The sequence below is a fragment of the Sulfurospirillum tamanense genome (assembly GCF_016937535.1).
In the GTDB taxonomy this organism is placed as follows: domain Bacteria; phylum Campylobacterota; class Campylobacteria; order Campylobacterales; family Campylobacteraceae; genus Sulfurospirillum_B; species Sulfurospirillum_B tamanense.
Genome location: NZ_JAFHKK010000027.1, coordinates 10,458 through 30,380 on the forward strand (window position 1 = coordinate 10,458; position 19,923 = coordinate 30,380).

Here is a 19,923-nt window from a genome sequence, read left to right on the forward strand (position 1 = left end):
GAGGACCCGTGAGGCTTCGCTTAACAAAAAATGCAACCGTTGTCGAACTTCCAGAACGGTCTGTTTGGCTGCATGAAATTTCTCAAAAACTGCGGGCCACCTTTGAAAAAACCTTTTGGGCCAATAACTGCTTAATCAACCTTCCCATTAAAGGTGATGACTCTAAGCGTCGGCTTTTCCTGCTAGAACTCTACCGAACCTGTTCTAAAAATGCCCAAAAACACGATAGCCGATTCTTGAAGCGCTTGCTCGAATCTGCTCATAAACCCATCAAAATACAAATCACCAAAAGCCTCTCGCCCACCAAGCGCGTCAGAGTTGCTTTTCGGGTTGATACACGTGGTTTATGGATTCATTTGCCCCAAGATGAAACCTTCATGTTTTGGCATTTGACGCACAAGCTCAAACACGTTGAACTAACGCATGATTTTTTCAAGAAACAGATTTTACTCCCCTTTCCTTCAAAAACATTGCAACATGAAATAGAAAATTTTCTAGCAAATCCCTCTCTTTTTGGATACACCTTGGATTTTGACGTTCACGCTCCTGCGCTTGCGCGTTTTTTTGAAGGGTGCACCGATACTCATGATAGCGAACTTCATGCCCACTATCAGCTTCTAAACCTCCCCCACACAGCCAAACCCGATGAGCTTCGCCACCGCTATTTAGAGTTAGCCAAAGCCCACCATCCTGATTTGGCCGCTAACAATCACGACGCCAAAAGTCGCACACGCAAATTTCAACAAATTCAAGAAGCCTACCATGCCATCAAAACCCAAAAGAGATGTTCTGCCTAAATGCCGCGCAAACGCTACAGCCTTGGAGACATTGAAAACTTACTCACTTACCTACCTTTAGCATTTATTGGGTTTTTTGCCCTTTTGGCTTTTTTACTTTCCATGGTCGTGCTTTCTGCCCAAGAAGAGCATGAGATAGGCCTGCTCGCCCAACGGCAAAACCTTCGCATCGATTTTGAACGCCAAAAAGCACTAGAGGATTTTATCGCACATATTCAACAAGAGATTACCCAACATTTTCGCACCAAAGAGCTAGAACTCATCTCTCATGTGGACACCTTACAAGGGGTCATCGAAGGACTCAAGCGCCCCGAATCCATGCTGGGCATCACTGAGTTGCTTCCTTTTTTAACGCGCCTTGAATCCCAACACGGTGTGCGCTTTGCCGTGCTTGATCAAGAGACCCTCCTGCCCAACTACGGCCTCGAAGAAATCCGCACCCTCCAAGAGCTCATTTTTAACAACCTCACCAACCCTCGCTCCACCCAACTTACCATCCAGTACATTCTTTCCCAAGGGAAGAAAAGCACCATGACATGGAAAAACCAGCCCGAACAGACTATTTGGCTGAGCCATTTTCAAGCCATCCCTTTTAACGCGTGGCACGTAGGGGCATTTTCTTCGGTCAATAGCCTAGCCTCTTTAACGCAAGAAGCGCTACAGCGGGCCATTCACTCTCATCAGGGAGTGTACAAGTTCTGGGTGTATGATTACGAAAAAGAACTTTTTTTTGATGCCACACACCCATGGGTACCAACTGCCAAAGTAAAAGGTGTGGTAGGTTTGGCCGAAGCCAAAGCACTGTTTGAAGGCAAACATTGGCAAACCCAAAAACAACACCCGTTTTTATACGATTTCAACCGTTTCCGCCTTGCCATTGGAGTACATACTCCTGCTCCTTTTATGCCAGACACCCAAGAGATTGTTCAGCGGTTTAACAATGAACGCTTCGTCTGGGGGGTGCTCATCGTTGCTGTTGCGGCAGTCATGCTTGGGGCGTCGCTCATGTTTAGTGGATTCATCAAAGATATTTTTGCGGCCTACAACCGCCGTTTTGAGCGGCGCAATACCCAACTTCAAGCCCTCAAAGAACGCTTTGAGCTTGCCATTATTGCCTCCAATGATGGGCTGTGGGACACCAATTTTCAAACGGGGAAAACCTTCTTTTCTCCCACGTGGCTACGGATGCTTGGGTACACGCGTGAAGACGTGCGCTCCTACGCACAATGGCAAGATCTCATCCATCCGGAAGACAAAGAGCGTGTCCTAAAAGCCATGCAAGAGCACATGGAAGGCCAAAGAGAACACTTCGTGGGCGAATACCGCTTGCGCACCAAAGTTGGCCGTTACCGTTGGGTGCTGGCACGGGGGAAACTCTTTAAAGACAAAGAAGGGCGCGCCGAACGCTTGCTCATGATGACCATGGCCATCGTGGAGCGCAAACGCATGGAAAAAGCCATCGAAGACACCCACAAACTCACCGAAGGCGGTCACATTGTGCTGCTGCGCTGGCGCAACGATGAGGCCTTTAGCCTCACCTTCGCCTCCAAAAGCCTCAAACGCTTTGGCTATACCCAAGATGACCTGCTCCAAGGGGTGCTTACCTACCGTGACATCATTCACCCCGAAGACCAAGAGATGGTGCGCCACAGTGTACATGAAGCCATCACTACGGGCAAGCGCTCTGTTTCACTCACTTACCGCATCCTTACCAAAGCCCACGAGTCCCGCTGGGTCTTTTCCCATGCCATTTTTTTGCGGGATGATTTTGGCAAAGTGACCGACTTGTACGGTTACATTTACGACATCACCGCCATCAAAGCAAGCGAACAAGAACTCTCCCGCAGGGTCGCCGAAGAAGTCCACAAAAACCGTGAAAAAGAGAAGCTGCTCATCCAGCAAAGCAAGCTTGCCGCCATGGGTGAAATGCTCGGCGCCATCGCGCACCAGTGGCGCCAACCCCTCAACCACATCTCACTGCTCTTGCATTTTGTACGCGACTTGTTTGTCGCGGGCAAGCTTGATGAAGCCTCCATGCGCAAATACGCCGATGAGGCCAAAGCGCAAGTGGCGTACATGTCCCAAACCATCGACGATTTTAGAAACTTCTACCAACCCTCCAAAGACAAAACTCGCTTTTGCGTCAAAGAGGCACTGTTGGGAGCAGTGGAGATTGTAAAACACCAATTTATACACTACGAAATAGCTTTACATGTAAAGGGCGAAGCGTGCGAGATTGTGGGGTACGAAAACGAGTTTAAACAAGTAGTGCTCAACATCCTCACCAACGCCAAAGACGCCCTTTTGCTCAAACGCGCCAACGGCCCTTTTGAGGCGCGCATCACCCTTACATGTAAAGCCCTCTCCAAAGGGGTACGCGTGACCCTGTGCAACAACGGCGAAGCCATCGAAGAGGGTATTATGGAGCGGATTTTTGAGCCCTATTTTACTACCAAGTTTGAAACCCAAGGCACCGGTATTGGGCTATACATGAGCAAAACCATCATCGAAGAAAACATGAAAGGAAAGCTAGAAGCGGCCAACACCAAAGAGGGAGTCTGTTTTACCGTCACGTTGCCCGTGGTGTAACGTGTTTAGCCAGAGCGACCAAGCGAAAGAAAAAAGCCCGCTGTGGAGCAAACTGCAACAAGTATTCAGGATGCCACTGCAACCCAATAAAAAGAGGATGCTCAGGCGCTTCAATGGCCTGCACAATCCCATTGGCTTCCCACGCAACCTTACGCAGTCCTTCTCCCAAACGGTCGATGGATTGGTGGTGCAATGAGTTAACACGGTAGCGTTCGTGGCCCAAAATCCCATAGAGTGCTGAGTTAGCATCAATGTAAATGGTTTTGCGCGGAAGCAAGGTGGTAAGATGGGGTGATTCCACGTAAAAATCCTTAATCTCTTGGTGGAGTGTTCCTTTGCGGTAAATGTTCATCAACTGCATCCCGCGGCAAATACCCAAAAGGGGAACACGGTGCTTAAAGGCATGGGCGATAATCTCTAATTCCAGAGCATCTCTGTCCTTATCCACGTTTCGGGAATTTGTATCGGAAGAAAACACCCGCACTACCAGTACCAGCGGAAGCAACAGCCAAGCTTTTAAAGAAAAACGCGCCATAGTGTCCCATTCCTCTTTTAGTTCTTTGCCGTAAAGCCTTGGGTCTATGTCCGCACCGCCTGCAATGACAAAGCCTTGATACGCCTGCACATCCACCGGTTGCTTGGTAGTGATTTTCACTGCTTTTGCACCGTACATCGCCAACACAAGGCGTGTAAAAAGCCAAGACCCAAACCCGCCCTTAGCAGGAGCGGTTACGCCGATGCAAGGCTTGCCACCCATTTTTTAACCTCCTCTTTGTATTTGTTTTTCTTACCAAACACATACGCGGATTCAATCTCTTGAAATTTTGCTAACAGCGCCTGAAGACTTTCCGCATCATGCGCCAATGCCTCCACGAGCATAAAACGGTTCCACTCAACAGCAATGCTCCACCCTTGCTCCCCCAAAGAACAATTAGGCAAGCGGTAATGCAAGGCAGGTCGAGGCTTAAGAAGCTCGGGCTCTTGGAGGGAGTGCTGTGTCAGCGCTTTATCAATCGTCCCAAACAGCGGAGTCATATCTAAGCTACGATTACGGGTGGGATTGTAGGCAAAATAATCGCGCATCAACACGCCAACAGAAGCAGGCGCGTAAGAGGGGTGCAAGACTTTTTGCACGTACACCTCAGGAAAAGGGTCAATAAATTTACTCAATCGTCGCGCAAGGTCAATGTGGGAGATTTCTTGCAAATAAGGCTCCAACACAAAAAAGGCGCGCAAATACGCCAAAAGCGTCTTGACCTCCACATCAGGTACTTCAAGATTAATGTGCAAACCAAAAGCGTAATGTAGCGTGTGTGTGGTGCCTTTAGCGCCCCTTTTTACTAGCGCTTTAGCCAGCTCTTCCAGTGTACCAAATGCTTTTTCCACCAAAGGCGGTGTGGTGATTTCACACGGAACAAACATGCTCGCACCCTTTTCAATCGCACGCTCGACCACCTCCTCTTGGTCTATTTTTTCCAAATCAATGCCAACCTCTTTCAATAATTTTCGGTGCTTCAAAGTTGTTAGCACTTGGGCGTCCAACACCACATCAAATACTCCTACTGTGCCTTTACATGTAAAAGAAAATCGGCTCTGTTTTTCTACTGTGCCACCGTACACATTAGCAACAATATGCGCTGCATCTTCGGGATTGAGCCCCGCAAATTCTAACTCAAATCCAGCTCTTCGAGGCTTTCCCTCGTGGGTCAAAGGGCAAGCCAAAGGGGTAAATGCCATTGTTTCCTCCGTTATTATGGGCTGTGCTACAGTGTAGAATGTCTTTGCTTAAAGGGGCGTCAAAAGTGACACAGGATGACAATAAAACCGCACGTAAAAGCAACTTTTCTTTTCTTGTGAAGAGTTTTGTTATAATGTTACGAAAATTCCCAAGGATGCGCTATGGAGTTAAAAACACGGGTAATGTTAGTTGAAGACGAGGCTACGGCGCGGGAAATTTTAGGATTTTACCTTGGGACATTGTTTGATGAAGTATTGGTGGCAAAAGATGGCAAAGAGGGGCTAGAAACGTTTCTTTCTCATCAACCCATTGACCTTATCCTTACCGATATTCGCATGCCGCACATGAACGGACTTGAGATGATTGAGGCCATCAAAAAACACCAAGAAGACCAAAAATTCATCGTTGTTTCAGCCCACAAGGAAGAGGAATTACTGTTGCGTTCTATCAACTTACGCGTCATTGGGTATTTTGTCAAGCCACTCAACATCGATACGGTCATGGAAATCCTCCAAAAAGCCAAAGCCGAAGTGCTGCGCGAAAAAGAGAAACTTCTTCAAAATCCTGCGCGTATCACACTCAATGCTACGTATGTCTACGATACCAACGGCGGACTGTTGTACCACACCGATGGCACCCTCATTCCCCTTTCCAAAAAAGAACTTTTACTCCTTCAAGCGCTCTTGCAACACAAGGGAAAAATCCTCCCCGTAAGCACGTGCAAAACCCTACTTTGGGGTGATGAAGAGGTTTCTGATGCCACCTTTCGCACCCTCATGAAACGCCTACGCGACAAAATTAGCGCCGATGATTTTATCTTATCGCGCAAAGGGCAAGGGTACATAATCGCGTGAGTTTACATGTAGCAAATCGTTACATGTAAAGTGTGTTTGAAACATTAATGAAACTTTATTAACCTCATTTTGAAATTATGCGTTATGATAGGGAAAACCACATTTAAGGAGACCCTATGATTTCAGGCACATGGTTCAAACGCCTCTTGGCAACTTCGGCTGCTGCTGCAGTACTCTCTTCAGGCGCTCTTGCTGAGCAGAAATACATCATTGCCACGGCAAGCACAGGCGGAACATTCTATCCTGTCGGCGTTGGTATCGCAACCATCGCAAGCTTGAAACTTGCCAAAGACCACAAGATGACCTTCTCAGCCATCAGTAGCGCAGGCAGTGGCGAAAACATCGACATGATGGACAAAGGCGAAGTGAATTTCTCCATCATTCAAGGCCTCTTTGGCTCCATGGCATGGCAAGGCAAGGCCACTTATGAGGGACGTGCTAAGAAAAACCTGCGTTCCGTGACCATGCTGTGGCAAAACGTAGAACACTTCACCGTCACCAGTGACATTGCCAAAACCGGCAACATCATGGACCTAAAAAACCTTTATGGACAACCTTTTTCCATTAGTGAGCGCAACTCTGGAAGTCGTGTTTCTGGGGAAGTTATCATGGATGGCCTTGGCATCGACTACACCAAAATGAACATCCAATACCTTGGCTACACCCCTAGTGCTACTGCTATGCAAGACCGCAAAATTAAAGGCATGAACACCCCTGCGGGTGACCCTGTTTCTGCCGTCACCAACACCTTTGCCTCTATGGGCGGAGACAAAATTCGTGTCCTTGATTTTACTGCCGAAGATGTAGAAAAAGCCAACAGCGCTTACCCTGTCTGGGTGCCTTACACCATCAAAGCAGGCACCTATCCGGGTCAAAAACAAGACATCAACACCATCGCGCAACCAAACTTGCTAGTAGTGACCGAAGATACTCCTGAAGAGGTGGTTTATTTGCTCACCAAGACTATTTACGAAAACTTGCCCTTCTTGAATTCTGTGCACCAGGCGACCAAATCCATGGCTCTTGAAAAAGCCATCGGTGGCTTGCCAGCACCTCTTCATAAAGGCGCATTGCGTTACTACCAAGAACAAGGCCTCACCATTCCTGAGCGACTTATTCTGAACTAATTTTTACGCAGGGGGCTCTCCCCTGCTTTTTACACAAAGGATTTCCCATGGGCATTTCTGCCGATAAACTCAAACCTTTTATTCTTTATTATGGCGTTGGTATCTCTATTTTTCACTTTTGGATTAATATCTGGGGGGGCATGAGCGACCTTTGGTTTAACGCCGCCCACTTTTCCCTGTTGGCGTCTTTGGGGTACTTAACCTTCCGAGCCTCTAGCTATTCATCCAGTAAAACCGTTCCCTTTTATGACTTCATTTTAGCCTTGCTCACATTAAGTGTGGCGGGGTACATGATGGGGTTTGAAGAGAGCCTTTACGCTGTCTCTAATGCACAAATGCGCCCCTCAGATGTCTACATGACAGGCCTTGCCATTTTCCTTGCCCTTGAGATGGTTAGACGCGCGACAGGGCTCATCATCCCCGCACTCATGCTCGTTTGCATTGGCTATATTTTGTGGTTTGGCAAGCATGTTGCTGGGGTATTTGCCTTTGGCGGCATGAGTGTGGAGCGCTTTTTTTACCGCATGTTTTACACAGGTGAAGGGCTTTTTGGCTCCATCGCGACCATCTCTTCCACCTATGTATTTATGTTCATCCTCTTTGCGGCGTTTTTACTCAAAAGCGGTGCGGGGGATTTCATCGTCGATGTGAGCCGTGCATTTACATCGCGTTTTCGCGGGGGTGCGGGGCATGTGGCGGTGTTTTCCTCGGCACTCATGGGCACCATTTCAGGTTCTGCCGTGGCCAACACCGTTTCCACGGGCTCCATCACCATCCCGATGATGAAAAAAAATGGTTTCAAGCCCATCTTTGCCGCGGGCGTTGAAACAGCGGCAAGCACAGGCGGCCAAATCATGCCCCCGATCATGGGAGCAGGAGCGTTTATCATGGCGCAAATGACCAACATCCCTTTTGCGACCATCGTAGCGGTGTCGGTCTTACCCGCCATTTTATACTTTGCCTCCATTGCTGTGTATATTCACATCCATGCCAAAGAAAACAACCTTGAAGTGGAAACGGAAGAGATTGATATTTGGCCCGTGTTGCGCGAAGGGTTTCATTTTATCATCCCTCTTGCTACCCTTGTGGGACTGCTTGTTTATGGCTTTACGCCCACCTACGCAGCGGGCATTTCCATCATCGCCATCATCGCTTCTTCGTACCTTACTAAATACAAGCGCATGGGGATTAAAGAGATTTTAGAAGCGCTCTCTTTGGGCAGTCAAAACATGGTCATCACGGGCGTATTGCTTGTCTCGGTGGGCATCATCGTAGGGGTGATTAACATCTCAGGCATTGGCATTATCTTTTCTCAACTCATCATGGAATGGTCAGGAGGCAAGCTCATCATCGCCATGATTTTGGTCGCCCTTGCTTCTTTGGTGCTTGGCATGGGGCTTCCTGTAACGGCTTCGTATGTGGTCTTGGCTGTTCTCTCAGCGCCTGCGCTTGTGGGGCTCATGCTCTCCCCTGAACTTGCCATGTTGTTAAATGCGGGCCTTGAAGTACCCGAAGCGACCATGTACTTTTTGAGCGCGCACCTCATCATCTTTTGGCTCTCACAAGATTCTAACCTAACCCCACCCGTGTGTTTAGCGGCGTTTGCGGCGGCTGGCATCGCGGGTACCTCGCCCATGCGCACAGGCGTGATGTCATGGAAGCTTGGCAAAGGGCTTTACATTGTCCCGCTTTTGTTTGCTTTTACGCCTCTCATCACGGGCACATGGGCAGAAAGGGTGGAGATTTTCGCTTTTTCCCTTGGAGGACTAGCGGCTTTTGCCATTGCGGTAGAGGGATTCTGGGATGTGAAAACCACGTGGCTTGAGCGTTTGGTTTTTGCTGCGACAGCAGTGCTGCTATTTACACAAGACTCTTTGTATGGCATGTCAAGCCTTACGCCGTGGATTGAAAACGTACATATCCTTGGGGTTGGCCTCTTTGTTGGTATAATGGCACTTCATAAATTACGCGCACGAAAGGTCGTCTATGCTAGAAACCACCAAAGCTAACTTAGAAAAAAATGGATTTGAAGTCCTTGTCGTAGAAAACGGTTGGCAAGCCTTTGACTTGGCCAAAGCCTACCTCAAAGAGGGCATGAGCGTAGGCCTTGGCGGCTCTACGACAGTTGCTGAGATTGGTTTGTTAAATTACCTAGAGACAAAACCCCTTGGCATTACGTTGTTCAACCAGTACGAAAAGGGCATTTCCATGGAGGAAAATACCCGACGCCGACGGGAGGGGATGCTGGCTGATTTGTACATCACCGGATGCAACGCCATCACCGAAGCTGGCGAACTTGTCAACGCTGATGGCAGCGGCAACCGTGTAGCGGCACAAATCTTTGGCCCTAAAAAACTCCTTCTCATTGCGGGGACAAACAAGCTTGTGCCAACCCTTGAAGCAGGGTTTGAGCGCATCAAAAACGTAGCAGGGCAAAAAAACATCGACCGCATGAATGCCAAGGCCATCGAAATGGGCAAAGAACCCCGCTACAACTGGGACAACATCGCCAATAAATTTGCCTACATCAACAGTGATGAGCCTGGGCGCACAACCATCATTTTGGTCAAAGAGTCTTTGGGTTACTAAGAGGAAACGCTTCTCTAAGCATTGGGGCAAATCGTGTGGCACGAGGCCAAACTCTTCGCCACCAATGCTTTTGGCTTTGTAAACGCCGTTTCTCGTGCGCTTACCTGCTCATTTTCGTTTACAGAGTGGGTAGTTGAGGAACACATGCCTTTGTTCTAAATCGGTCTCCTCTTCTATTAATCTATTTGGGCATTTTCCAAGGATTAATTTTGTGGCTTATCCATACAGCAACAATAATTGAAATAATTAATCCCATGCTTGTTTCAACAACATGAGGATTTCCCACCAAGCTCATCCAGCCCAAAAAAACAGATAATCCTACAATGAGTGAAATCACTAATGCAATTTTTTTTCGCATGCTAAACCGAGCTTAAAAGCGGTGGTAATGATAATGTGTTTTGGGCATCATTTGCATTAATGACTCATTGTTTCTTCTCATTTGCTCTGCAGAGTCTTGAAGGCCGCGGCTAATGCTATCAAGCGCTTCTCGGGATGCTCGTTGATTTCGCTCATAATTAGCCAGCTGTTGCGCATCTGCGGGCTTGAGAGTAAGGCCCGTTTGTGCGCCCTTGTCATCTACGCAGTAAATAGTATCCATGTCAGAGTAATAATACTGATATCTAGTGCAATTTTCTGGGAAAAAATACATTTTACCGTTGTGATTTGCAGTTCGATAGCCAGCACTCGATGCACAGCCGCTGAAAAGTAATAACGTGGCCACCAATAAGCCAAACAAGAAATACTTCATCTGCTTCTCCATAGAAATGATTTCAATAGATGATTGATGAAAAATTTTACTACAACTAAACTTATAGAAATATTACCTATAGGAATATGCATGCTAAATATCCCTGAAATTGTTTCACAAGAAGAAATTGATGACTTTTTTACAACAATAAGTTCTAACGTGAAGCGAATTCGAGAAGAAAAAGGGATGAGCCAACTGGAAGTTGCGCTTATGATAGGTCAAAAATCATCAGGATTTTATGCAAACACTGAAAATTACAAACACGGAAAGCACTTTAATCTTCTACATCTATTAAAACTCTCTAAATTGTTTAATGTTTCAGTTGAAGAATTTTTAATAAAAAGAAGTTAAAGCATATTTAATTTTTCCTTTTTATTATGCTGCTTTTTTACATGTAACACACCTTAAATCCTTAAACAATAGCCTTCCTCTCTCCTGCGCAATGCCATTATTTGTACTTTTTATAAACTTGTGTGTGTTTTCCAAGCATGATGAGGGTTAAAAAATTCTCATCAACAGAAAAAATCAAAAGCCAGTCATTTTTCACATGGAGAGATTCAAACTGCACCATGTTTCCTGTAAGCGGATGTCTTTTGTGTTTTTTATCTATCTCTCCACCCACTTGCAATTTTGTGATAATCTCTTTTAAAATCTCGAAGTCTTCTTGTGTATATTTGCCGCTTTTTTTATCACGGGCAACATCTTTTTGGAAAGATTTTTCAAGCTTTATTTCAAGCATGTTAAATGCCCAAATCCTCAAAAAGCTTATCTGCTGATTCGTAAACTAGGGTATTTTTGTCCGCTTTAACATTTTCAACTCTTCTATTTAGCTCGTCCGAGGGCAAGCTAAGCTCAAAAGGAATTCTTTTTTCCATGGATACTTTTGCCAGAAAAAGATTCACCGCATCCCCAAAACTGAGTCCAAAACGGCTAAAAACCTCTTTGGCTTCGTTGTAAAACACATCATCAACCCGCACGCTTGTTTGCATTTTCATTTTTCATCCTTTTGTTTTTCTCTATTATAATCCAATTGGAGTATTAAGTCAATTCATGGCTTTTGCGACTTGCCTGAAACTCCCAACCTCTTTTTTTAGCTTCGCTATTTCCACGCTACGCACCTACTGTAAGATTTCTTTGCTAAAAAAACCAACTCAAGGAGACCTTATGGCAGTTAGAATTACAGACACGTGTATCTCGTGTGGAGCCTGTATTGACGAGTGTCCTGTGGAGGCTATCGTGGACGATAGCGACAACCCGACGGATGCGGAGATTTACTATGTGTATGAAGACAAATGCGTTGAGTGCGTAGGCCACCATGCCTCACCTGCGTGCATGGTGGCCTGTCCAACCGAGGGTTGTATTATTCTCGTGCGCTAGGAAAGCTTCTGCTTTACATGTAAAGAGGGTAAATGCTTGACCTTAAGCATTTACCCAAAACATACCCTATTCTTTTTCAAATAACGCCTGAACAATACTAGCCCCGATTTCCGCAATAGCTTGATTGCGCGCTTCAAAAGAGGCACTAGTCTGCGTAAGGTACAACGCCACCACCACTGGCTTTCGCTCTGGCGGCCACATTAGCGCAGTAATAGAACGCGAGCCATGCCCACCCGCACCCGTTCGGTCTGCCACAACCCAGTCTTTGGGGACACTTTTGCGCAACAGTGCGGCACTGACTTGGTTGTCCACAAGCCATTGTTTTAACTGCTGACGAGACTCCACCAAAAGCACATCCTCAAGAAGGAGTTTTCTAAAGCTTTCTGCCATCGCCAAAGGGGTTGTTGTGTCACGCGCATCCCCCGGAGTTCCTTCATTTAAGTCTGTCTCCCAACGGTCAAGCCGTGTAATATCGTCCCCCAAGAGTCGCAAAAAAGAGGTAACAGCCTCAGGCCCACCAATCTCTTTCAAAATAAAATTTGCCGCTGAATTATCGCTTGTTAAAAGGGTGGCTTCACACAAATCAAAAAGCGACATGCCCGCTTTGCCCGCAAATTTTTGTGTTACAGGAGAATACTCTACCAACGCATTTTCCCCGAACTTCACCACACGCCCAAGGCTCTCCTCGTGCGCATCAACACGCCAAAGAAGCGCCCCGCAAGCAAAAGTCTTAAAGGTGCTTGTCAAGGGAAATCTCTCATTGCCACGGTATTCCCAATGGCGCATTGTTTCCAAATCATACACAGCAATTCCCACTCTGGCTTCTAGCTGTTTTTCGGCTTTTTTGACTGCCAAAATAAGGCTATTGTCGCCCGCAGCCCACACAAAAGTCAAAGGAAAAAAACAAAACAATGCTATCTTAATTAAACGCATTTACCCTTCCTAGTTATCATTTTCCTCTTGCAAACCTTTTCAAGGCTTGGGCGCTTTTTCATACAACGGCATCACGCGCGCTGCTGCTTGTTGAAGTTCAGCGATGCGCGACTGGGGCGAAGGGTGGGTGCTTAAGAATTCGGGTGGTGTGCTTTGCGACACTTTGGCCATTTTTTCCCACACGCGCACCGCGCCTTTTGGGTCATAGCCCGCACGTGCGGCTAGTTCAAGGCCGATGATGTCTGACTCGCGTTCGTGCTCACGGCTATAGGGCAACGTGATGGTATAGTGGGTTGCCATGTCTGCTAGCTTCATCACTTCACCCGAAGCACCCGTGGCTTTTTGCACCGCAAAGAGGCCAATCTGGCGCAACTGGTCTTGGGAAGCACGCTCGCGGCTGTGTTCGCGCAAGGCATGGGCCATTTCGTGCCCCATGATGGCGGCGACTTCGTGGTCATCAAGCTTTAGCTGGTCTAAAATACCCGTGTAAAAAGCAATCTTTCCCCCAGGCATACACCACGCATTAAGCGTGTCTTCGGTGATGAGATTCACTTCCCACGCCCACTGGGTGGCATCTTGGCGAAACACGCCCACGTGTGCCACAAGGCGCTTGGCGATGGTGCGCAAGCGCTCCACTTGGGCCTTGTTTTGGTTGAGTTTGCCCTCTTCTTTGGCTTTGCCAAGCACTTGGGCGTACGCTTCGTCGGCCCCTGCTTGCATTTGTGCTGAAGAGACGAGCATGAGTTGCCCACGGTTTACGCCTAGTGCGCCTCCTTGGGTGGAGCTTGCCACACATCCTGTCAGTAAAACGCCTGCCACTACTGCTACTAATCCCTGCCAAATGCGCATCTGCTTTCTCCTTAATTTTTATAGAGTTCTTGCAGAACTCCTAATACGCTTTTGAAGCAAAGCTCCAAAAGCTACGCTAACGCTGAGTTTCCCTCGGCGGGAAGCCCACCGCACCCTTGGTGCTTTTTCTTCTTGCAAAAACCCTTACATGTAAAGGATTAGTCGTTTAAGTAATAGACCACCGTAGAAACCACCCGCACGGTTTTGATGTGAGGGGTGTTTTTGTCGCGGTCGCTGATGCTAAACTGCCCTTGGGAAGCGGCTTTGATTTTGCCTAGCTTGCTTTGGGAATCATCCGCAAAGGTTTGGGCTGAGGCGCGCGCACTAAGCGTGGCTTCTTTGAGCATGGCAGGTTTGACCGCGTTGAGTTGCGTAAATAAGTACTCCACGCGGTTTTCGTACATATCGGACTTAAAGGTCACTCCCTGCTTGCCAAGCTCCCCAATACGCACCATCGCCCCTCTGGCTTTGGCAACTTGGGTGCTGTAGAGAGAAAGAGTTTGGTTGAGGATGTAGCGGTACCCGCCCTCATTTTGGCCGTATTGGTTACTGAGGCGGTCAAACACCACGGGCGCACTCACCGTAAGCTCTTCAGTACTAAACCCTTCGGACTCCAAAAAGCTTTTGACCAGTTTTGTATCGCGCTCTAATTCTTGGTAGAGCTTGGCCAAATCATCGCCCGCGCGGGTAAATTGGATGGGCCAAATAACCACATCGGCTTCCACTTCCGTCTCTGCCAAGCCCTTCACCGAAACAGTACGCTCCAACTGTTTGTATTTGACCACACTGCTACCAAGTCCCATTCCAAGGGCCCCTGCACTTAAAAGTAAAAATAACCCCAACACAAATGCGGAAGATTGTTGCATCACACACTCCTCTTAATGTAAAAAAATCAAGCTCATGAGCGGAATGCTCACGAGGGAAAACAAGGTACTCAAAAGCACCGCAAAGGAAGCCTTTTCGGGCGCGGCTTTGAGCAACACCGCCATGGAGACGGCATTGGCCGCTAAGGGCACCACGGCGAAGATAAACATGACTTTATACAGCGCGTCATTGAGCAAGCCAAGCCACGTTTGGTCAAGGTAAATAAGCCCAAACACCACCAACGGCCACACCACAAACTTGGTCACAAAGGTCATGCCCACAAAGGTAAAATCCATCCCCTTTTCCCGCACGCCCTTAAGGCCCATGCCTACCATCATCATCCCTAAAATGGCAAAAGTTCCCTTAAAATACTCCATAAAATCCATCAACGATTCGGAAGGAAACCACCCCATGTAGTTGCACACAAGTCCCAAGTGCATGGCGTACAGCGAAGGCAACCGCGCCACTTTGAGAAGGCTTTGTCTAAAGGTATACTGCCCGCGCGCGATGATGTAAAACCCGATGGTGCTCTCGTACAGCAAGGAAGCGAGCATGGTGAAAATGTACAAGTTGGCCACTTCTGGCTCAAAAAGTAGCATCGCCAAAGGGATGCCAAAGTAACCCGTGTTTCCCGTTCCTGCACTAAAAGCAAAGATATTGCGCGTGGCGTCCTCCCAAAAAAACTTCCCCACCCAGTAGAAAAAAAGGCACAACGCCGCGCTCACCCCAAACATGAACCACGGAAACCCGAGCACTTCAAGGCTGATGGTCACGTTCAAACTGGCCGCAAACACCACCACAGGCGAAATGATATAAATAAGCAAAGGCGCGATAGACTCACGGGCTACATGCAACCCCCGCGAAGCGATGTACCCCAACCCAATCATCCCATAAAGCGGAAAGATTTTCCCCACCAAACCCATAAAAATACCAAACACACGAACTCCTTGTAAAAGGGAGATTATACTCCAAAATAGTGCGATTGCTAAATAGCCACTCTTTCTCTACTACGGCTTACCAATCACCTTTACATGTAAAGATTCAAAAAAGCACTTAAGGCCTTTTTGGGTACAATCCCCTTGAAACCTAACGCAATACGAGGCACCCATGACACTTACCCATCTTGATGAAAAAGACCACCCCAAAATGGTCGATGTTTCCGACAAAACTCCCACCACCCGCGTAGCAATCGCCAGTGGCACCATCACCATGAGCCAAGAAGCCTACGATGTGGTCGTCAACGAAAAAGCCAAAAAAGGCCCCGTCTTGCAAACGGCCATCATCGCAGCCATTCAAGGCACCAAACGCACGCCCGAACTCATTCCCATGTGCCACCCTTTGCTTCTGAGTTCCATTCACTGTGACGTGGAAGAATTGCCCGCACTTCCTGGCTTTAAGCTCAGCGTCACTGCCAAACTCACCGGTCAAACGGGCGTAGAAATGGAAGCGCTCACAGGGACAAGCATCGGCCTTCTTACCATCTACGACATGGTTAAAGCCATCGACAAAGGCATGGTCATCTCCAACGTCCAACTCGAATTCAAAAGCGGAGGAAAAAGTGGCAACTACGTGCGATCTTAACCTCGCCAACAAGGAAGTCCACATTGACTACCCTTGCCACTGGGAATACAAGGTCATCGTCCACGCCCATGTGGATGTCAAAGCACCCCTCGCCCAAATACTCGAAACGAGGGAATACAGTTTAACCTTGTCCAACAACTCCAAAGCAGGCACTTACACTAGCTACAGCGCGCGCGTCTTGGTCACAAGCCACGAAGAGCGCAAAGCCCTTTTTAGCGCGCTAAAAGCCCACCCTTCCATCAAATACGTTCTATAAGGAGCACCCATGGAATCCGTTCAAACCATCTTTGCCAATTCTCTTAAAGAAAACAAAACCAACCCCGCCCTTCCTAACCTTGTGGAAGAGTTAACCTTTGAGCTTTCCCGCAAAAAACTCCAACGCCTCAAAGACCCTGCCCACATCCAAAAACGCGTTGGCGAGCTTTTTTGCCTTTACAGCCATGTGTTAAAAGAAGAAGGATTGGACACACCCAAACTCTTTACATGTAGCATTGATGGCCTCATTAAAGCCGCCAGTTTTGATGAGAGCGAATTGCTTTTTAAGCGCATCTACGAAAAAGAACAACTGGAAAAACTCATCGCGGGACAAAAAAACAGCATCAAAATGTTGATTGCTTCCACCTACGCAACACTGGAAGAAACCATCGATGTGACAGAACACAATGCGCCACTTTTCATCGCCTTACACGACTCCAAATTGCGCGGGATTGAGATGTTAGGCATCCTCAAAGAAACCACCCAAGAAGCCTTACTTACTACCATTGAAAAAGGCAGTGACATCGAAGACACCGCCGCAGAAATCACCAAAACCATCTCCTATCAAGCCATCAACGAAGGAGAGTTTACAAAGCAACGCTTTTTAGATGTTGCCAAGGCCATCATTGGCGTTGCCGTAGAAATTGCCGACACCGACCAAGCCTTTGCCAAAGAGTTGTTACATGGCTGTGTGCATGGCACCAAAGAAGGGATCGCCAAAGCGGTAGAAAAGTTTAAACACGATTTGAAATTTACCCCCGAAGAAGTCGAGGCGCTTCTTGGCAGAGAACTTTCTGAAACCAAAAAAGAACTGCTTAAGGTCGACGAAGAATACATCGCCATGCTTCGCTCATGCGCAAGCCAAAGCAATGGCGTTTCCAAAACCATCCTTGAAGAAATTTTAAACGAAGAGCTCGACACTGCCTTTGCTAAAATGCAACGCATTACCCATGAAGCCGCAGAGGCTATCAGCGACCGCATCGAAGAGATGCGCGAAAATGCTTCACACTTTGAAAAAGATTTCAAAGAACGTGCCTCCAAGCGGTTTGATGGACTTAAAAAAGAAGTGGAAGAACTAGAAAAAAAAGCGAGTGAACGCATGGAGAGTCTGCGCAACAACCCAAAAGCCAAAGAAGCAAAACGCCTAGGCGAACGCGCGTGGGAAGTGGCTAAAAGCATCACAGAAGGCGCCATCAAAGGGGCGAAAGACGCCATGAAAAAAGAGACGAAGTAGGGTTTCCTACCGCGTCTCTTTTGTGACCACCAAAAGCGCGTGAATCATCCCTGGGATGAAAAAAAGCAAGGTTAAAATAAGATTTAACCAAAACGTAGGCATGATGCCTTTTTTTAAAAACACGGCCACAGGTGGCAAAAAGACCGCCAGAATAATAATCACTAATCGGCTCATTGGATTCCTTGTGCATTGATAAGTACGGCGCGATCCGCGATGAACCGTACTTTGATATTTTTAGAAACATTGCCCCACACACAACTGCTCGCCTCACCGACACTGTCGCAAGAGTTAGGTTTTCCAAGAACAGCAACAACGGCATCATAGCTCATCCCAACCCGCAAGCTGTCGTAATTGTCCTTGTTTACTTTAGAGCATCCCAGAAACACCAACAGTGAAAAAAGCAAGATAAAAGTCCTCATGAAATCTCCTTTACATGTACGCCTTACAAGCAAGTATGATTCCCAAAAATTGGGGGGGGAAGTTTCCCACCCAATATATTAGTAACGGTAACGCAGTGAAAGACGAAGGTTTTGGGCTTTTTCTACAACAGGTTGTCCCATGGCAGCAACATCACTAATTTTCATAGGTGCTCCTGTTTGTCCAAAGAACATGTCGCTTCCCGTATAATCATAATCAATATAGGTATAGCGAATTTGTGCTGTTAAATTTTTGCCTAGCAATGGAAGGTTGTAGTACATCTCATAAGCATCTCCGCGCGTGGCTAGTTTGGAGCCCACCAAGGTATCTTCGCCATAGGTAAAGCTTCTCCAGTATTTAGACCCGTGATTGTATTCAAATCCGATTTTATCGTTCTCAAGAAAACCAGGAATTTGCAATCCTACATAGTAAGAATGACCTGTTTCAGACTTAGGACTTCCAAGCATTTCTGTCATCGAACCTACAGCTCCTGTGCTTGGATCTACAATGACATTATGCGAACCCTTTGGATCCGTTTTACTCATAGCATAAGAGGCAAAAAAGGTAGTGCCCATTAAGAAGTCATTATCATAAGAAAGGCCATTTATTTGGAGTGACAGTGAACCGCCCGTCATATCTCCCACATCAGTCATATTTACACGATAACCATTAGTTGCATCAGTGCCACTATAGTAGTTAAAATTAGCACCCATCATGTTCCAACCCTTAAAGACATTGGCCATAACCTTATATTGTCCATCATCGTATAGTTGGATTAATAATCCTGCCAAATCCATATTAGCCGAATCAAAGTCGTTGTTTCGAATGTAAGGAGTTTGAGCAAAAGATGGGGTTACGCCACCCATGATTGGATAGCCAGTAAATGTAGGGTATTTTGCATCGGCATTAGAGTTTCCGCGCCCTAAACAAAGTTTAAAATACATCCCAGAAACGCCTGTGATTTTTTCCACATCAAACATGAAACTAGCGCCATCAAATTCCATATTAATGTTGTGTCCAACTGGCGAAGCAGGATAGGCATTGTCTTCACGCAAATTCGTCATAAAGCCGTCCACAGAGGGTCGGCGGCCAAAACTAGCGGTATAAGGAACCTCGCCCATTTGTCCAAAATAGAGAAAATACGCTTCGCGCAAACGCAATACAGCGTCACCTGGAGTTTGCGTAGCAAACCAGTCCATATTTTGATACCCGTTAGCTCCGAATGAGCTGGTATTTCCAAAAGTTTTATAAACACCCAAGGCGCCTTTAAAAACTAAATCTTCCCGCGGCTGCGCACCCATCCCTAAAATTAGCTTATTGGTCCAAATACCATTATCGTATTTTTTACCAGAGATAGGGTTTTTTAACTTATAGTCTATAACATCATAAGCCGTACGAAAATCCACATCAAACTTGACATTATCGCCTGCAGAATGTGCTCTGACTTCATTGATTTGGCGCTGCAATGCATCGACATTAATCGCCTCTTGCGCTGCTTTCAACTCCGCAATCTGCTTTTTCATCTCTTCAAGTTGTGCTTGCATTTCTTGGCTTGCAAAACCTGATGTAACTAGACACGCACCAACCACCATTGGCGCTATAACACGCTTCATTCCTTCTCCTTTAAAAATGCATGCGAGCCTTTAAACAGCTTGCATGAGGGTGAAAAAGTTTTTTACACACTAAAAACTTTCCTAGACATACCTGACACTTTAATCGTCAATGATACAGCAGTCAATCTAAAAAAATATTTAAAATTATATAAAATTTAAATTTTAGAAACATATGTTAATTTTATTTGTCATTTTTAATACCTAAAAATGGTTATTATCAGATAATAAAAATTTTAGTTAATTTTATTTAAACTTTATAGTTATAACATATTTTTATAGTTATAACAGTATGGTCAATTTTTTAGTGCAAAATAAAAGATGAAAAAATAGTGGACAAAAATAGTGGGATCACGGATAA

The 19,923-nt window shown here is 46.5% G+C and carries 24 protein-coding genes; 11 read left to right on the top strand and 13 right to left on the bottom strand.

Going from position 1 to position 19,923, the window contains the following annotated elements; genetic code table 11:
• Positions 1-8: 8 nt before the first annotated feature.
• Both JWV37_RS12945 and JWV37_RS10460 read left to right on the top strand, forming a co-directional pair.
• Entirely contained in the window at positions 9-797 is a 789-nt protein-coding gene (locus JWV37_RS12945; RefSeq protein WP_205459748.1) for a J domain-containing protein, read from the top strand.
• Positions 798-3,386, top strand: coding sequence for a PAS domain-containing sensor histidine kinase (locus JWV37_RS10460; protein ID WP_205459749.1), 2,589 nt, complete (start codon positions 798-800; stop codon positions 3,384-3,386). It abuts the gene before it with no gap.
• Here the strand turns inward: JWV37_RS10460 and JWV37_RS10465 are convergent.
• Positions 3,367-4,143 (bottom strand): gamma-glutamyl-gamma-aminobutyrate hydrolase family protein, encoded by a 777-nt coding sequence (locus tag JWV37_RS10465; RefSeq protein ID WP_205459750.1) that lies wholly within the window; start codon positions 4,141-4,143, stop codon positions 3,367-3,369. The genes JWV37_RS10460 and JWV37_RS10465 overlap by 20 nt on opposite strands.
• The gene (locus JWV37_RS10470; RefSeq protein WP_205459751.1) at positions 4,116-5,123 is read right to left on the bottom strand and encodes an amidoligase family protein; all 1,008 of its coding nucleotides are present in this window, start codon (positions 5,121-5,123) and stop codon (positions 4,116-4,118) included. The genes JWV37_RS10465 and JWV37_RS10470 overlap by 28 nt, the downstream gene beginning before the upstream one ends.
• Before the next feature lie 162 nt (positions 5,124-5,285).
• Here JWV37_RS10470 and JWV37_RS10475 point away from each other — a divergent pair, with 162 nt between their 5' ends.
• From JWV37_RS10475 to JWV37_RS10490, 4 genes are all read left to right on the top strand, one after another.
• Positions 5,286-5,978, top strand: a complete 693-nt coding sequence (locus tag JWV37_RS10475) for a response regulator transcription factor (protein WP_205459752.1) — start codon at positions 5,286-5,288, stop codon at positions 5,976-5,978.
• 116 nt (positions 5,979-6,094) lie between these two features.
• On the top strand, positions 6,095-7,105 hold the full coding sequence (locus JWV37_RS10480; RefSeq protein WP_205459753.1) for a TAXI family TRAP transporter solute-binding subunit: 1,011 nt from the start codon (positions 6,095-6,097) through the stop codon (positions 7,103-7,105).
• 47 nt (positions 7,106-7,152) lie between these two features.
• Positions 7,153-9,114, top strand: coding sequence for a TRAP transporter permease (locus JWV37_RS10485; RefSeq protein ID WP_205459754.1), 1,962 nt, complete (start codon positions 7,153-7,155; stop codon positions 9,112-9,114).
• Positions 9,092-9,694 carry a lactate utilization protein gene (locus JWV37_RS10490; RefSeq protein WP_205459755.1) on the top strand — a complete coding sequence of 201 codons (603 nt, stop codon included), beginning with the start codon at positions 9,092-9,094 and terminating at the stop codon, positions 9,692-9,694. The genes JWV37_RS10485 and JWV37_RS10490 overlap by 23 nt, the downstream gene beginning before the upstream one ends.
• A 181-nt stretch (positions 9,695-9,875) precedes the next feature.
• Here JWV37_RS10490 and JWV37_RS10495 read toward each other — a convergent pair whose 3' ends face one another.
• Both JWV37_RS10495 and JWV37_RS10500 read right to left on the bottom strand, forming a co-directional pair.
• Positions 9,876-10,031, bottom strand: a complete 156-nt coding sequence (locus tag JWV37_RS10495) for a hypothetical protein (RefSeq protein ID WP_205459756.1) — start codon at positions 10,029-10,031, stop codon at positions 9,876-9,878.
• A 33-nt stretch (positions 10,032-10,064) separates the two neighbouring features.
• Entirely contained in the window at positions 10,065-10,442 is a 378-nt protein-coding gene (locus JWV37_RS10500) for a hypothetical protein (protein ID WP_205459757.1), read from the bottom strand.
• 90 nt (positions 10,443-10,532) lie between these two features.
• Here JWV37_RS10500 and JWV37_RS10505 point away from each other — a divergent pair, with 90 nt between their 5' ends.
• Positions 10,533-10,793 (top strand): helix-turn-helix domain-containing protein, encoded by a 261-nt coding sequence (locus JWV37_RS10505; RefSeq protein ID WP_205459758.1) that lies wholly within the window; start codon positions 10,533-10,535, stop codon positions 10,791-10,793.
• A gap of 97 nt (positions 10,794-10,890) precedes the next feature.
• Here the strand turns inward: JWV37_RS10505 and JWV37_RS10510 are convergent, their stop codons facing one another.
• Positions 10,891-11,181 carry a type II toxin-antitoxin system RelE/ParE family toxin gene (locus tag JWV37_RS10510; RefSeq protein WP_205459759.1) on the bottom strand — a complete coding sequence of 97 codons (291 nt, stop codon included), beginning with the start codon at positions 11,179-11,181 and terminating at the stop codon, positions 10,891-10,893.
• 1 nt (position 11,182) lies between these two features.
• Positions 11,183-11,437 carry a type II toxin-antitoxin system RelB/DinJ family antitoxin gene (locus tag JWV37_RS10515; RefSeq protein WP_205459760.1) on the bottom strand — a complete coding sequence of 85 codons (255 nt, stop codon included), beginning with the start codon at positions 11,435-11,437 and terminating at the stop codon, positions 11,183-11,185.
• 169 nt (positions 11,438-11,606) lie between these two features.
• Between JWV37_RS10515 and JWV37_RS10520 the strand changes: the two genes are divergently transcribed.
• Positions 11,607-11,819 carry a 4Fe-4S binding protein gene (locus JWV37_RS10520; protein ID WP_205459761.1) on the top strand — a complete coding sequence of 71 codons (213 nt, stop codon included), beginning with the start codon at positions 11,607-11,609 and terminating at the stop codon, positions 11,817-11,819.
• Between the two features lie 66 nt (positions 11,820-11,885).
• Here JWV37_RS10520 and bla read toward each other — a convergent pair whose 3' ends face one another.
• The 4 genes from bla to JWV37_RS10540 form a co-directional block, all read right to left on the bottom strand.
• The gene (gene bla / locus JWV37_RS10525) at positions 11,886-12,752 is read right to left on the bottom strand and encodes a class A beta-lactamase (RefSeq protein WP_205459762.1); all 867 of its coding nucleotides are present in this window, start codon (positions 12,750-12,752) and stop codon (positions 11,886-11,888) included.
• Positions 12,753-12,791: 39 nt separating this feature from the next.
• Positions 12,792-13,601: a M48 family metallopeptidase gene (locus JWV37_RS10530; protein ID WP_205459763.1), complete on the bottom strand. Its 810-nt coding sequence runs from the start codon at positions 13,599-13,601 to the stop codon at positions 12,792-12,794.
• Positions 13,602-13,759: 158 nt separating this feature from the next.
• On the bottom strand, positions 13,760-14,467 hold the full coding sequence (locus tag JWV37_RS10535; protein WP_205459764.1) for an SIMPL domain-containing protein: 708 nt from the start codon (positions 14,465-14,467) through the stop codon (positions 13,760-13,762).
• A 12-nt stretch (positions 14,468-14,479) separates the two neighbouring features.
• A complete protein-coding gene (locus JWV37_RS10540; protein WP_369407678.1) occupies positions 14,480-15,403 on the bottom strand; it encodes an AEC family transporter in 924 nt (307 codons plus the stop codon).
• 169 nt (positions 15,404-15,572) lie between these two features.
• Between JWV37_RS10540 and moaC the strand changes: the two genes are divergently transcribed.
• Genes moaC through JWV37_RS10555 form a run of 3 tightly spaced genes read left to right on the top strand, consistent with a single transcriptional unit; the run spans position 15,573 to position 17,535 of the window.
• Positions 15,573-16,046, top strand: coding sequence for a cyclic pyranopterin monophosphate synthase MoaC (gene moaC, locus JWV37_RS10545; protein ID WP_205459765.1), 474 nt, complete (start codon positions 15,573-15,575; stop codon positions 16,044-16,046).
• On the top strand, positions 16,024-16,302 hold the full coding sequence (locus tag JWV37_RS12750; RefSeq protein WP_205459766.1) for an HP0495 family protein: 279 nt from the start codon (positions 16,024-16,026) through the stop codon (positions 16,300-16,302). The genes moaC and JWV37_RS12750 overlap by 23 nt, the downstream gene beginning before the upstream one ends.
• A 9-nt stretch (positions 16,303-16,311) precedes the next feature.
• Positions 16,312-17,535, top strand: coding sequence for a DUF6781 family protein (locus tag JWV37_RS10555; protein WP_205459767.1), 1,224 nt, complete (start codon positions 16,312-16,314; stop codon positions 17,533-17,535).
• Positions 17,536-17,541: 6 nt separating this feature from the next.
• On the opposite strand, the gene JWV37_RS10560 is transcribed toward JWV37_RS10555, so the two are convergent.
• The 3 genes from JWV37_RS10560 to JWV37_RS10570 form a co-directional block, all read right to left on the bottom strand.
• Positions 17,542-17,709, bottom strand: a complete 168-nt coding sequence (locus JWV37_RS10560; protein WP_205459768.1) for a YqaE/Pmp3 family membrane protein — start codon at positions 17,707-17,709, stop codon at positions 17,542-17,544.
• Positions 17,706-17,954, bottom strand: a complete 249-nt coding sequence (locus JWV37_RS10565) for a DUF3862 domain-containing protein (protein WP_205459769.1) — start codon at positions 17,952-17,954, stop codon at positions 17,706-17,708. Before JWV37_RS10565 ends, JWV37_RS10560 begins: the two co-directional genes overlap by 4 nt.
• 78 nt (positions 17,955-18,032) lie before the next feature.
• Positions 18,033-19,565, bottom strand: a complete 1,533-nt coding sequence (locus tag JWV37_RS10570) for a DUF3373 family protein (RefSeq protein WP_205459770.1) — start codon at positions 19,563-19,565, stop codon at positions 18,033-18,035.
• Positions 19,566-19,923 lie beyond the last annotated feature (358 nt).

Coding starts and splice junctions, on each gene's coding strand:
- JWV37_RS10460 (WP_205459749.1), top strand. CDS start 798: ATGCCGCGCAAACGCTACAGCCTTGGAGACATTGAAAACTTACTCACT.
- JWV37_RS10465 (WP_205459750.1), bottom strand. CDS start 4,143: ATGGGTGGCAAGCCTTGCATCGGCGTAACCGCTCCTGCTAAGGGCGGG.
- JWV37_RS10470 (WP_205459751.1), bottom strand. CDS start 5,123: ATGGCATTTACCCCTTTGGCTTGCCCTTTGACCCACGAGGGAAAGCCT.
- JWV37_RS10475 (WP_205459752.1), top strand. CDS start 5,286: ATGGAGTTAAAAACACGGGTAATGTTAGTTGAAGACGAGGCTACGGCG.
- JWV37_RS10480 (WP_205459753.1), top strand. CDS start 6,095: ATGATTTCAGGCACATGGTTCAAACGCCTCTTGGCAACTTCGGCTGCT.
- JWV37_RS10485 (WP_205459754.1), top strand. CDS start 7,153: ATGGGCATTTCTGCCGATAAACTCAAACCTTTTATTCTTTATTATGGC.
- JWV37_RS10490 (WP_205459755.1), top strand. CDS start 9,092: ATGCTAGAAACCACCAAAGCTAACTTAGAAAAAAATGGATTTGAAGTC.
- JWV37_RS10500 (WP_205459757.1), bottom strand. CDS start 10,442: ATGAAGTATTTCTTGTTTGGCTTATTGGTGGCCACGTTATTACTTTTC.
- JWV37_RS10505 (WP_205459758.1), top strand. CDS start 10,533: ATGCTAAATATCCCTGAAATTGTTTCACAAGAAGAAATTGATGACTTT.
- JWV37_RS10510 (WP_205459759.1), bottom strand. CDS start 11,181: ATGCTTGAAATAAAGCTTGAAAAATCTTTCCAAAAAGATGTTGCCCGT.
- JWV37_RS10515 (WP_205459760.1), bottom strand. CDS start 11,437: ATGAAAATGCAAACAAGCGTGCGGGTTGATGATGTGTTTTACAACGAA.
- JWV37_RS10520 (WP_205459761.1), top strand. CDS start 11,607: ATGGCAGTTAGAATTACAGACACGTGTATCTCGTGTGGAGCCTGTATT.
- bla (WP_205459762.1), bottom strand. CDS start 12,752: ATGCGTTTAATTAAGATAGCATTGTTTTGTTTTTTTCCTTTGACTTTT.
- JWV37_RS10530 (WP_205459763.1), bottom strand. CDS start 13,601: ATGCGCATTTGGCAGGGATTAGTAGCAGTAGTGGCAGGCGTTTTACTG.
- JWV37_RS10535 (WP_205459764.1), bottom strand. CDS start 14,467: ATGCAACAATCTTCCGCATTTGTGTTGGGGTTATTTTTACTTTTAAGT.
- moaC (WP_205459765.1), top strand. CDS start 15,573: ATGACACTTACCCATCTTGATGAAAAAGACCACCCCAAAATGGTCGAT.
- JWV37_RS10555 (WP_205459767.1), top strand. CDS start 16,312: ATGGAATCCGTTCAAACCATCTTTGCCAATTCTCTTAAAGAAAACAAA.
- JWV37_RS10560 (WP_205459768.1), bottom strand. CDS start 17,709: ATGAGCCGATTAGTGATTATTATTCTGGCGGTCTTTTTGCCACCTGTG.
- JWV37_RS10565 (WP_205459769.1), bottom strand. CDS start 17,954: ATGAGGACTTTTATCTTGCTTTTTTCACTGTTGGTGTTTCTGGGATGC.
- JWV37_RS10570 (WP_205459770.1), bottom strand. CDS start 19,565: ATGAAGCGTGTTATAGCGCCAATGGTGGTTGGTGCGTGTCTAGTTACA.